This window comes from Prevotella sp. E13-27, assembly GCF_023217965.1.
Classification (GTDB): domain Bacteria; phylum Bacteroidota; class Bacteroidia; order Bacteroidales; family Bacteroidaceae; genus Prevotella.
Genome location: NZ_JALPSC010000001.1, coordinates 1,692,288 through 1,705,144, shown reverse-complemented (window position 1 = coordinate 1,705,144; position 12,857 = coordinate 1,692,288). Strand labels below are relative to the sequence as shown.

General features: G+C 47.7%; 6 protein-coding genes and 1 other RNA gene. 3 read left to right on the top strand and 4 right to left on the bottom strand.

Going from position 1 to position 12,857, the window contains the following annotated elements; genetic code table 11:
* Positions 1-8 precede the first annotated feature (8 nt).
* Together M1L52_RS06835 and M1L52_RS06830 are read right to left on the bottom strand one after the other, a co-directional pair.
* Positions 9-1,046: a chain-length determining protein gene (locus M1L52_RS06835; RefSeq protein WP_248614185.1), complete on the bottom strand. Its 1,038-nt coding sequence runs from the start codon at positions 1,044-1,046 to the stop codon at positions 9-11.
* A 15-nt stretch (positions 1,047-1,061) separates the two neighbouring features.
* Complete coding sequence (locus M1L52_RS06830; RefSeq protein WP_248614184.1) at positions 1,062-3,674, bottom strand: SLBB domain-containing protein; 2,613 nt, start codon at positions 3,672-3,674, stop codon at positions 1,062-1,064.
* Positions 3,675-3,871: 197 nt separating this feature from the next.
* Here M1L52_RS06830 and ssrA point away from each other — a divergent pair.
* Together ssrA and M1L52_RS06820 are read left to right on the top strand one after the other, a co-directional pair.
* Positions 3,872-4,273, top strand: a transfer-messenger RNA (tmRNA) gene (ssrA, locus tag M1L52_RS06825).
* Between the two features lie 149 nt (positions 4,274-4,422).
* Positions 4,423-5,199 carry a hypothetical protein gene (locus tag M1L52_RS06820; protein ID WP_248614183.1) on the top strand — a complete coding sequence of 259 codons (777 nt, stop codon included), beginning with the start codon at positions 4,423-4,425 and terminating at the stop codon, positions 5,197-5,199.
* A 3-nt stretch (positions 5,200-5,202) separates the two neighbouring features.
* Here M1L52_RS06820 and M1L52_RS06815 read toward each other — a convergent pair whose 3' ends face one another.
* Positions 5,203-8,115: a M16 family metallopeptidase gene (locus tag M1L52_RS06815; RefSeq protein WP_248614182.1), complete on the bottom strand. Its 2,913-nt coding sequence runs from the start codon at positions 8,113-8,115 to the stop codon at positions 5,203-5,205.
* Positions 8,116-8,239: 124 nt separating this feature from the next.
* On the opposite strand from M1L52_RS06815, the gene M1L52_RS06810 reads away from it, so the two are divergent.
* The gene (locus M1L52_RS06810) at positions 8,240-8,926 is read left to right on the top strand and encodes an RluA family pseudouridine synthase (RefSeq protein ID WP_248614181.1); all 687 of its coding nucleotides are present in this window, start codon (positions 8,240-8,242) and stop codon (positions 8,924-8,926) included.
* A 219-nt stretch (positions 8,927-9,145) separates the two neighbouring features.
* Here M1L52_RS06810 and M1L52_RS06805 read toward each other — a convergent pair whose 3' ends face one another.
* Positions 9,146-12,835 (bottom strand): chitobiase/beta-hexosaminidase C-terminal domain-containing protein, encoded by a 3,690-nt coding sequence (locus tag M1L52_RS06805; RefSeq protein WP_248614180.1) that lies wholly within the window; start codon positions 12,833-12,835, stop codon positions 9,146-9,148.
* Positions 12,836-12,857: the final 22 nt, after the last annotated feature.

Below are 12,857 nucleotides of genomic sequence, written 5' to 3'. Positions count from 1 at the left end.
AGGAACAATTAGCATTTCTTCAAAAGCAACCAGCCAGAGAGTACGAAGAACGACATCATCATCATGAAAATAGAGATGAACAAGCGCTTTGGACCTGCAGGCTTCACTGGCACTGACGCACTCTGGATGGTGGTGAACGCCGGTGTTGCCTCCTGCAGCTTGGCAGCAGCGGCCTGCTTCTGAGTAGTCATTGCTGTATAAATATTATACTTCAGCTGCATCTCGTTCTCGAGATCGTTCTCCTTAGACTTATAGCTCACCATGAAAGCATCCTGATGGGAGTCGGCAAACTCAGCATATTTACGACGAGCCTCATCATAGTTTGCCTTGCTTTCTTCACACAAGCCTGTATAGTAGTCGTAATCTACCTGAGCCTTATGTGTGCGATAGGCAACAATAAACTCCTGCAGTTTCTTACAAGTAGCATCTGCTATAGTGGCACACACTAACGGATCTTGATCTTTTACAGTGATTGAGATGACCTCTGTCTTCTTATTCAAATTACAGTTTATGTTCGACTTGACAGACTCGAAGATGTCTATCTGACGCTTTGTCAACTGGAACGTAGATATCTTTTCTTCGCCATTATAGCTGTCAGGAGGTGTTGGCTTCACCCATTCCTTGACAGAACTGATAATCTGTGACCACCAAGCACTACTCTGGTGATCGCGAAGGTAGGTATAGTAGTTACACTTCAAATCGCCCTTCTTTGTCGTTACTTCAACAGACATCAGCTCAGAGATAAAGTCGCGCGACGCTATTACATCAGGATAGATTAATATCGAAATAGCATCCTGCGATGTCATCTTTGCAAGCGAACCAAGACCAATTGTCGAAGCGAGCGAACCTAACGAGCCCGACATCGACGGACCGTTGATCTCCGGTGCCAGACTGACGGTACAACTATAATAGCGAGGAACGCAAACCGTCAACAGATATGTTATTATCAGCGTTGCAGGAAGCACATAATAGTACTTTTTCCTATATGGCCACAACTTCTTGAAGATGGCCGCGAGATCTATAGTTTTCTTTTTCTCTTCTTCCATATCATCTTTCTGGGTTTACTTCATCAGATTAGCAATGGTAGCAATCATCGTGGCTATAGAAGCAACACCTGTGCCCAAAGCCATTGTTTCAGCAGTTGTCATGCGGCTGATAGCCTTCTGTGGCACCACAATCTCACAACCAGGACGCACCTTTGTACGGCACTTTACCTTTGCCACGTCACCGTTCATATAGATAATGTAGGTCTTGTTCTTTTTCGCCTTTGAACTGTAGCCACCTGCCTGGTTGATATAGTACTTCACTGATTTGCCCGGCAGATAGCTCACAGTGTTAGGATACATCACCTCACCATTAATCTTCACTGTACTGGTGAACGTAGGCACGATGAGGCGGTCGCCCTCACGCAACACAAGGTCGTAGTCGCTGCCAGGCTTTGCCAACGCCTTATCAAGCTCTATGCCAACAGGATAGGTCTCGGGAATCTGCAGGCGCTCCTGAGAACTCTGCATAGCAGACTGTATTTCACCTATTGAGCGTCCGCTCTTCAGGGCCTGTTCCATCATGGCAGCCTCGTTCTGTTGACGCTGCATCTTGACAGACTCCTCATAGCGCATACGCTCTGCCTCGTTAAGCTTACGCTCCAGGCGAGCACCCTCCACATAGGCAATATTTGTCACACCGCCAGCCTTGCGTACCAAGTCACTAAGGCGCTCGTTCTGCTTAGTGAGACTATAATCACCGCCGAAGAGCACAGCGCCCTCAATGGTCACGTTCTGCTGAGCATTATAGCCTGGGCTCTTGCGCACGAACACCTCATCGAAAGGCATTAGGTGGAAGCCTGCCTCGCCCTCAATGACAAATCCGTCTTTCAGTGAGAAATTAAATGACTCACCTATGATGCTATCGGTTGTTGTAGCCATCGGATTGACGACACGGCGCGAGACGAACACGTTGACCATGGCAGCAGTCTCCTTCAGACCACCAGCCTGAAGCACGAAGTCTTCGAGGGTCTCGTTGGCAGCATACTTATATACGCCAGGATACTGCACCTCGCCATGGATGGTGATGGTCTGTTCCTCCTGTACCTCCTTCTTAGTAGGAATGAAGAGTACATCCTCGTTCTTAAGAGCTATGTCAGCAGCACTGCCGTTCATTATGCCGTCAACATCTACGGATATAACCTCAAGTGTGCGGTCTTCACGCAGGCGGTGCATCACGGCATGGGCTGTGAAGGCATCCTCAGTAACACCGTCACACTGTTCGAGCAGCGTCTTCACACTGCTCACCTGTCCACCCAACTGATACATGCCAGGACGGAACACGGCACCTTTCACCTCGACCATATTAGAATAGCGTGGCAGTATAGAGTCAACAGTAACAGAGTCACCGTCTGCCATGTGGAACGAGCCCATATCGAACTCACCAACGTTATATACCGACATGTGAGTACCCTCCTTACGTATTACGCGCACTGACTTCCTATAGGCATCGCCAGTGAAGCCGCCACTATAGGTCATCAGGGTGCCCATGCTCTCCGAACGTTTCATCTCGTAGTACATAGGACGCTTCACCTTACCATTAACGCTGACAAGGCAATCATAGGTTCCAACAGTAATAACATCATTGTCAGACAGGCGCACATTGCCCTTCAGCTTGCCGTTGAGGATATAATCATAGACATCGACAGTGGTGACGAGGCGGTTGTTACGATAGACCTTTATGTCACGCAGCGTACCAATCTCGTTAGGACCACCTGCCATGTAAAGGGCATGGAACACGGATGCGAAGGCAGACAAAGTGTAAGAGCCTGGCATCTTCACCTCACCCATCACATTAACGGTGATGGAACGTGTCTGGCCTACAGTAAGCAGAATCTGAGAACTGCTGTAACGAGGGCCTAACTGCGAACGCAAACGGGCGTTGGCCTGCTCAACGGTGAGGCCGCCCAACTGTATTGGACCATAGTCCTCGACAACAACATATCCATCGGGAGACACCGTCGTCTCTATGGTTTTCTGCGAGGCACCGTAGATATCAATATTCACGGCATCACCAGCGCCAATGATATAATTGTCGGGAGTTGCAATATTAACCTCTGGCTCAAAGGTAAGATATTCGTTGTTAAAGAGGTCATGACCGAATATCTTCTTTTTATCCTTTTTCTCCTTTTCTTCCTTTGCCTTCAGGTATTTCTTTATAACCATGCGGTCATATACGTCAAGTGAGTCGGGCATAAATTCATCAAGCTCGTCCTTAATATCCTTAGCCTCATCTTCTTCAAGAAGCACATTGTCAGCGCTACTGGGTCTCTTTGACTTGTCCTTACTCAGCCTCTCGCCCTTCAAACGCTCTGTTGTACTCTTCTTCTCAGCACCATTGTTCTTGCGCATGCGTCCCTCGACCTCGTCGTCCATGGGCAAGGTCTTGCTCTTCACGGTGCCGAGGCCCTGCTCTTTCTTCAGACGTTCCACCTTCTTCTGCACACGTTTAATCTGTTCAGTGGTAACGCCCTTCTGCACAAGCTTGATGGCTATTTCCTGTTGTGTAGAACCAGCTTTTTGCTCCTTCACAACAAACCTAATAATCTGGTCATCGGTCATCGATGACTGAGAGAATGCTATTGTGGCACAGCACAAAAGCAAAAACAACGAAAGGATATATCTTTTCATCAAAAAAACATGTTTTCTTTACATCAATGTAATTATATAACCGATTTTCTCGGAAATTATTGCAAAGGTAAGCATTTTCTTTTAAAAAGATTAGTATCTATCGAGCCATTCTTGTAAAAACGCTTATTTTTAATTGAATTATTTGGCAGATTGTATTAAATAGCGTATCTTTGCATCACGAAACGACACGTAACACTGGGGTTGACTGGATTTGACGGCAAGCCGAGATGGTACGTAAGCACGCGGAGCTGGGCTATGGGAGGCTCCTAAATCTCTTCTGTAGGAAAATTAATTGGCAACAATGAGTATGCTCTCGCTGCTTAATCGAAGCACAGTAGATTATGAGCTTAATTCGCTTACAAGGTAGGTGAACGAGACGTCGCTCCAAGGATGTGGTTCCGAATCCGAAGATCAAGCGGCGCAGAATAAATCGGAAATAGTCACGGTAGGCCTCGATGTCGCGATGAAAATTTAGAGGATAAGGCTGCGATTGGTGGCTTGGGTCTTGTCACAGCACGAAAATGAAGTCCAAGATAAGCGTGTAGAAAGCGTATGGTTTCCTTGTGCGGACGAGGGTTCGACTCCCTCCAGCTCCACAAAAGTTACGCTGAAAGAACGGATTTCACGGATTTAACGGATTCAAACTCTATAGAATGTCAACACCTTAGATAATCCGTTTAATCCGTGAAATCCGTTGTGGTTAATTATAAAATTTCCTCTTTGTTTATTACAGATTGCTATGAAAGGTATGAGACAATGGATGTATGCCGCCATCCTGATGATTTGCGGCATGACAATTACTTCATGTTCAGAGAACAAAGTGACAGAGAAAGCCGTGTGTGGAACGATAGACAGCACGGATGTGGCAGGTGAAGCCCCTGAGGCAGTCAAAGCCATCATGCAGGGCGATGTAGATTCTACGCTCTGCGAGACAACGCTGAATGATGCTGAGAACGGTATTCGCGTGCTGAGTCTCATTACCTGCGGCAACGATGTATCAGCAGAGGGCTACGGAATAATAGTTTGCCGAAATGGTGTAAAGACGATGTTCCCCAATATCCGTCACGGACGTATGCCACAGGCTCGCTACGATGCGGAGGATGGTGTGCTGTGGTTCGTTGGCGGCGATGCTGAGGGCACAGGTGTTCAGACAGACCGTCTGTACAAACTTCGTTTTGATGACAAGAGCAATGCTACAGTTGTTACCTCAATAGCGCCATACGACATGCAGCAGGAACTAATAAAGCGTCTCTCCTACTCTATCAGCGGCGAACAGATAGTGCTCTACACGAACCATGTGCCTACAGACACGATGACGAACACCGTTAGCGACATGGGCGGCTTCGATGATGACGCGCTGTGGATTGGTGAGCAACTAACATATGACATAGACGGAAAAAGCCCCGTGGTGAAGTTCACTCCTGGAGTGAAGTTCGTCACGGGACTTGTACTTACCTACGATGACACGCCCACGCTGTCGGCTCGTGTCAATCTCGATGACAACGGGACATTCACCATTGAGTGATCATCAGTATCCGAAGATTTCCTCTGTGGTGAGGCGTTTCACAGGACCGTAAGCCTCGATGGCTTTCATATCGAGTTCCTTCTCGTCACCAAGGATAATGTAGCGATAGGTCTTGTGCGCCATATTCTCCTGCTCAAATTTCACGATATCATCAAGTTTGATGCTGGGCAGAGCTTTGTATATCTTCTCGTTGAGGTCGTAGTCTATGCCAAGCTGCTGAGAGTATAGCCATGTATTGATGAGACCAAACTTCGTAGCACGCTGGCTGGCAAGACGCTTTGTCAGGGCATCCTTCGCAATCTGGAACGAGGACTCGCTCTGAGGAATAGTGTCGAGGATGTTATTGAACTGACTTACGCAGTCAATCATCTTGTCGTTCTGAGTGATGATATGAGTAAAGAAGAACTCCTTCTCATCCTTATAGCTTGGCATCATGTAAGCTGCATACGCATTATAAGCCAGGCCACGAGCCTCACGAAGCTCCTGGAACACCACGCTACCCATTGAACCGCCATAGTACTCGTTGAACAGTGCCTGTACTGCAGCCTGCTCGGGGTTCCACTCGTGCTGCTCGTTGTGATACATGCGCATGTAGATGTTCTTTGCGTCGTAAGGAGCGATGAGCACCTCGTTCTCAGGTGTAGGCTGGGCTACATAGTGACGAGCCTCTGGATCGGCAGTGAATTTTGAAGGGATGGCATGGTTCTCAGCCACTACAGAAGCCATCTTGCCTGCCTTCATAGGACCATAGTACAACACCGTGCTCTTATGGTTGCCGAGTTCGCGCAGAAGGTCGAGCAGATCGTTAGGATTGGTCTCTACAAGCTGCTGTGTAGTCAGAATGTTACGGTTGCGGTTATAAGGACCATAAATGCCGTAAGAACAGAGGTTAGAGTAGTTTGTCTGCTGGTCGAGCTTCGCGTCACTGCGAGCCTTATCAACAACCTGCACATACTGCAGATAGGCAGCAGTGTCAACACGTGCGCAGAGAAGGAGGTTCTCCAACTGTTTAAGAGCCTCGGGCATGCTCTCGCTAAGTCCGCCAAGATTTACATAAATGCTACGCGGACCCACAGATATGCTGTAAGAACATGCGAGCTTATAGAACAGCTGCTTCAGCTCAGCAGGTGACAGCGAGTCGGTGCCGAGATAGTCAAGATACTCAGCTGCATAGTTGTAGCGCACATCGCTCTCCTCGCCAAAGTCATACTTAAATGACAGTGAGAAACGACCGTTCTCCTTGTTCTTCACATAGACGTATGGCAGAGTTGCTCCATCATCACCTTTTGCCTTCACATCACCGAATGTAAGGTCTTTCTTGAAGTCAACGAAGCGTGGCTTTATGGGCTTAACCTTAGAATTCTGTATCTCCTTCACAAAGTCAGACACAAGTTCGCGGTTTGTGGGTATAGGAGTAATCTCCGGCTTGTCAATCTTCTTCTGTGTCTCGTCAACGCCCTGGCGCTTATACACTGTTACATAGTTGTCTGTGAAGTGACGCTTAGCGAAGTCAACAATCTGTTCCTTGGTGATGCTTTCTATGCGGCTGATAGACTTCACCTTCTGCTCCCATGGCGTGCCGTTGATGAAGGCATCAACAAACATTGACGCACGCTGCTGGTTGCTCTCCAGAGAGTTATAATAATTCAGTTTTATATTGTTCTTCACAGAAGGCAGAAGGTCATCGCTGAACTCACCGCGCTTCAGCTTCTCAATCTCTTCGAGAAGGATGGCACGGACATCGTCGAGAGTCTGTCCCTGAAGAGGAGCGCCCAAGATGAGGAACACTGACTGGTCGGCCAGAGAATAGATGCCGCCATAAGCATAGAGAAGCTTCATCTGTTGGTTGATGTCGAGGTCAATGAGACCTGCCGTACCATTGCTCAGCATTGACTCAATGATGTTCAGAGTGTCGAGCTGTAGCGATGAAGCGCCATCAAAGCGATAACCCATCCACAGTGCCTCGGCCTCCTGACCAACAACTGTTGTATCAACAGGAGCGGTAATGGCTGGTTGTTCTCCGAACTCTGGCTGAACAGCATCGTTGCCACGCTGCCACTTGCCGAAATACTTATCTATGGTAGCAATAACCTCATCGGGATCAAAGTCGCCAGCCATACAGATAGCCACATTATTCGGAACATACCACTTTTCAAAGTACTCTTTGATGTTCTTAATAGAAGGATTCTTCAGATGGTCCTGAGTACCAATGACAGTCTGCGTGCCGTAAGGATGATTGGGGAACAACTTAGCAAAGAGGGCATTGATGGTCTTGTCCTGATCATCGCTAAGATGAATGTTATATTCCTCATAGACGGCCTCCAGCTCTGTATGGAATCCACGGATGGTCATATTCTGGAAACGGTCGCTCTGAATCTTTGCCCAGTTCTCCACCTCGTTTGAAGGGATGTCCTCGGTATAGCAGGTTACGTCGTAAGAGGTATAGGCATTGGTACCCTCGGCACCGATGGCAGACATGAGTTTGTCGTACTCGTTAGGAATGAAATACTGGGCAGCGAGCTGACTTACAGAGTCGATCTCATGGTAAGCCTTACGGCGTACCTCGGGGTCGGTCATCTTACGATAAGCCTCGTAACGGTTTTCAATGTCCTCAAGCAGCGGAGCCTCCTTCTCAGGATCAGTAACGCCGAACTTGCTTGTTCCCTTGAACATGAGGTGCTCAAGATAGTGAGCCAAGCCTGTTGTCTCAGCAGGGTCGTTCTTCGAGCCTGTACGCACAGCGATATAGGTCTGTATGCGCGGCTCACCAGGGTTAACACTAAGATAGACCTTAAGTCCGTTCTTAAGAGTGTAGATGCGGGTCTTCGACATATCGTCTTTCACCTCATCGTACTTGTACTTACTGCACGAGCCGAGCACGACAAGGGCTGTAAGGAAAAACAACAATTTCTTCATACGCTTTTCTCAATTAATAATAAATTGTTTCGTTTAGTACATTTTCACGGCGCAAAGTTATTGATTTTTTTTGATAGTTGTCCGATTATCAGTAATTTTGCAGCAAAATAAGTCTTTTTTAACCATGGAAGTTGTTTACGAGGACAATCATATCATCATTGTCAACAAACGGAGCGGTGAAATAGTGCAGGGTGACAAGACCGGCGACACTCCTCTCTCTGAAACGGTGAAACAGTATATAAAAGAGAAATACAACAAGCCTGGCGAGGTGTTTCTTGGTGTCGTTCACCGTTTGGACCGTCCTGTCAGCGGACTGGTTGTCTTTGCACGTACCTCAAAAGCTCTCACCCGACTGAACAAGATGTTTGCCGAGGGACAGGTTCACAAAACCTACTGGGCGATAGTTGAGGCTAGAGGTGAGAGGTTAGAGGTAAGAGGTGAGAGTACACTACTCACCCACTGGCTCACGCGCAACGAGCAGCAGAACAAGTCGTATGCCTACGATCATGAGGTGCCGCGTTCCAAGAAGGCGCAGCTGCGATATCGTGTCATTGGCAATGGCGACAACTACGACCTTGTGGAGGTGGAGCTTATGACAGGCCGTCATCACCAGATCCGCTGTCAGCTGTCAGCCATCGGGCGCGCCATCAAGGGCGACTTGAAATACGGTGCCCGTCGCTCGAATCCCGACGGCAGCATCTCCCTACAGTCTCACCGTATAGAGTTCGTCCATCCCGTCTCGAAAGAAACCATCATTGTGGAAGCTCCCCTACCCGACGACCCACTCTGGCAAGCCCTCGCACCTAAATAAAAACCGTCTTTCTAAAACGCTATAAGAGAAGTTAAACTTTGCTTCGAGAGAAGTTTAACTTTACTCCGAGAGAAGTTTAACTTTACTCCGAGAGAAGTTAAACTTTACTAGCAAACAAATAACATAAGAAGGCACCCCACTTCGGGATGCCTTCTTATTGTATAAAGTCGAATTAAACCAACTAATTCAACACCCCTCCTTCGGAGGGGCAGGGGGAGGTTATTTAACCACCACCTTTTTGCCATTGATGATGTAGAGACCCTTCTGAGCCTTCTCCACTTTCTGACCATTGAGGTTGTAGATAGTGCCGTCGAGCTTATTTTCGCTCTTCACGCCAGCAATGCCTACAGTCTCACCAAGGCGTGTATATACTACGTTCTTGAATGACAGCCAGCTGATGTTGTTTTCAGCAGCAATGTTGAAGTTCAGCTTCAATATGCCTTCCTCGAAGACATCGCCCGTTGCAGTGAATTCACCAATGTAGAACTGGCTCTCACCAACCTGTGTGCCAGCACATACGTCGGCAGCAGTATTACTCTCACCGTTGACATCCATTGTGATGCCAGTAGCAGGAGCTTCAGCACCGTTCTTCATGCGTACGCGTGCCCATGCCTTAACTTGATAGTTGCCTTTCTCCAGACCAGTCAACTCGCCAGTAAGCGTATTAGCACCAAGTGATTCGCCGTCGCCAGTCCAATACTCGAAGAATGGAACCTTGAACTCAGAGCCATCTATCTCACCCTCTGTTGACCATGTATTGATGTAGAGAGCCTTGTCGTAGTTATTTGCCTTCTCACCACCGATGCTCCAAACAGAGAGCAGCAAATCGTCATAACTAATGTCAGAATGCCATCCAGTTCCCAGGAAAGGATCCTGCAGTGCGTTAGCCTCATCCTTTGTGAGAGTACCAGCCTGATATTTCTCGTTCCACTGTGTGTAGTAGCTCTGCAGAGCCTCAGCGGTGTAGAAGTTGGTCTCCTCAGTGAGTTGCTTCATCTTAGGCAAAGTGTTCTTAGCCTTCACATAAGCCTGTGCGGTCTCAAGAGCAGCCTTCAGAGTTACGATTGCAGCATTGATGCTCTCTGTGCCTGTAGCGCCCTCGGTAGAAGTGAGTGCATTATTAATGAGATCGAGAACGCTCTGAATCTCAACATCTTCCTTAATCGCTGTAAGCTGTAAGCGGAGTGCGTTCATCTCAGCCAGAATAGCAGCGTTCTTAACCTCGTCCATAGAAGCCTCTGCGCCGTAATATGTAAGAACGAAATTATCGAAGATACACCACAGGCTTGTATTACCCTCGAGCTTAGCGCCGATGGTCAGTGAGCCACCTTCTTCAACCTCTACATAGATTGGATCAATGGTGTAGAGACCGGTCTTGAATGACTTACCTGCATCTGACATACTGTTCTCAGTACCAGTGCGCAATGGGAATGTCTGAGTCTCATTGTTTGCATAGAATACTGGCAGATGTTCATTGTCTGTTCCATCCTGACGATAGAAGCCCTGAGCAGTCAAGGCATAGATACCCTTAGGAGCACCTGCGAGTGTCTGGCTCAGAGTGAAGTCAGAGTGATAAGACTCTGCGCAGTTGTTACCTACACTGCCGTTGTTATCCTCACCACCAGAGAGATTCTGATTACTTGCAGCCATGGTCCATCTATCCTGATAGCGGTTGCCACGTCCGAAGTCGTGGTCCTCAATAAGTACAGTGGCATCCATAGGAGCGTCAGCTGTTGCATTTGCCAAAGCAGCCTTTGCGTCATCAAGGGTCTGGATGGTCCAGAGAGCGTTCTCGCTGTCAGCAGCAAGATTACGAGCGAGCACTGTAGATGTGCCGTCCCATCCATAGTAATTTGTGCCGTCAGAGATTGTGTAAACACCATCAGAAACCTTTGTTACGTTCAGCACTACAGCATCAGCAGGCTTTCCGTCCATAAAGCCATCGACATTAAGCCAGTAGTTACCATCACCGTTCTTTACCTGTGACTCAATCTTATATGTGCCGTCATCCTCGTTTGGAGAGAGCTTCACATACTCTGGATGAGCAACAAGTGAAGCCTGTGTACCCCATGAGTTGCCAGCGCTGAGATATTTACCAGAAGCAGTGTTCTTGATGATGTACTTAGCATACTGGAACTCAATGATTGGCTTCTCCACAATGTCAGCCTGTGACAATGGGCAAATCTCATACGCACCTTTATAAGGAACTAACAGACCTGTGATGCTCTTCATCGCTGTACCCTCAGCAGGGAGCTCATAATCAGCACCATAGTTGGTGTTCTTGTAGATTTGCAGTGACTGTTCACCAACGGTGATGTACCAATTGTCACCAGACTTAGTGATTGTACCACCAAGAATCTTAATCATACGAGCAGCATAAGCTGCGTTTGAAGCCTCCTCTATTGTAACAACTGCAGGAGCGATGGTACCATCTTCTGTAACTTGAACGGCATCAAGAGATGTCTGGTCCTCTACAGCAGCAAACTGTGGCAGTCCATTGTAAGATGTAAGCTTACCAATGATAGTACCATTTAGCTTGTTCCCCTTTGCGAGAGCAAGACCTGTCTTGCTGAAGCATATAGCGCCTGTTGCATCCTCTACGAAGACATAATCACCTTTGTCGCTACTATAAGCATGAGTAACAACAGCGTCAACGAGTGTCAGCTGAGCAGTAGTGGTAGTTTCCTTGAACGCTGCAATGTTGGCAACAGTAGGACCGAATGTATAGGTTGCCTTAGCCTCAGGGCTAGCCTTACCCTCCTTAACAGCGAATGCACGGATAGTGGTGGTAGCATTGATTGTGATAGGCTCCACATACTTAGCGCAGTCAGAAGAAAGCTCGCTATCGTCTGTTACATAGTAGATGTCGGCACCCTCTTCAGCAGTCAGAGTCACTGTCTGCGAGCCGAAGAATGTCATTGTTGCAGCAGGAGCAAATGTCGGAGCAGCAACGTCAGGTATCTCCTCTATCTTCTTAAAGAAGGTTGTTACAGTATTCTTGATATTGTTGTTAATCGAAGTATAGCAACGCCAATCCTGACTATTATATACACCAAGGTAACGTGATGTTGCAGAGTTCTTTAAATAGCCGCTTTCTATAGTGAAAACATTATTGGAATTAGAGCCTACGCGAACGCCATTATTTGTATCAGTTGTATAGAGATATGCATCACCTACACCAAACTGATAACCGTCATCAGTCTTAGTTACAGTCCACTGCAATGTTGCAGCGATTTCATCCGTAAGTTTGTCATCTGCAATTGTAACGGCTGCAGCAGAAGGAGCATTAGAAGCTCCGCCATTATTGCTCATGGCTTTCTGTGTTGTTGCATCAGCAATTACCACAACATCACCAGTAGCCATATCGGCAGCAGCCACCTTGTTCCAAGAGATACCGCCCGCAGCAGCTGGATAAACCGTTTCAGGAGTTGTGTTGAGTGTTACGTTTGTCGTAGCATTATCAGCAGTGGTCTCTGCACCGGCAGCACTTGTGGTGATGCGGTTGTTGGTGAGAGTGATGTTACCGCCAGCGAATGTGTCGGCAGCCTTAACGGTCATTGTGATAATGCCGGTAGCCTCAGCAGCGAAAGCGTCGCCCTGATAAGACATGAGGATGAGACGCAGAGCGCCAGATGTGAGCAGGTTCTTGCTGAGAGTACCATTTGTAATGGCACCTTCAACGATAGCAGGCTCACCTTCAATGGTCAGTCCCTCAGGAAGGGTAAGATCGGTCTGAACGCCATAGACGGTCTGTCCGCCCTGGGCAAGATTCATTGTGATGGTCTTTGACTCACCTGCACGGATGGCGAAGTCGGCAATGGAGAGCGACTGTGCAGTCGCTCCCATTATACCGAACATCATCATGAGCACGTACATGGAGAACCATCTGGAAATCATGTTCTTGTTCATTGTGATTATTGTTTTTAGTTAT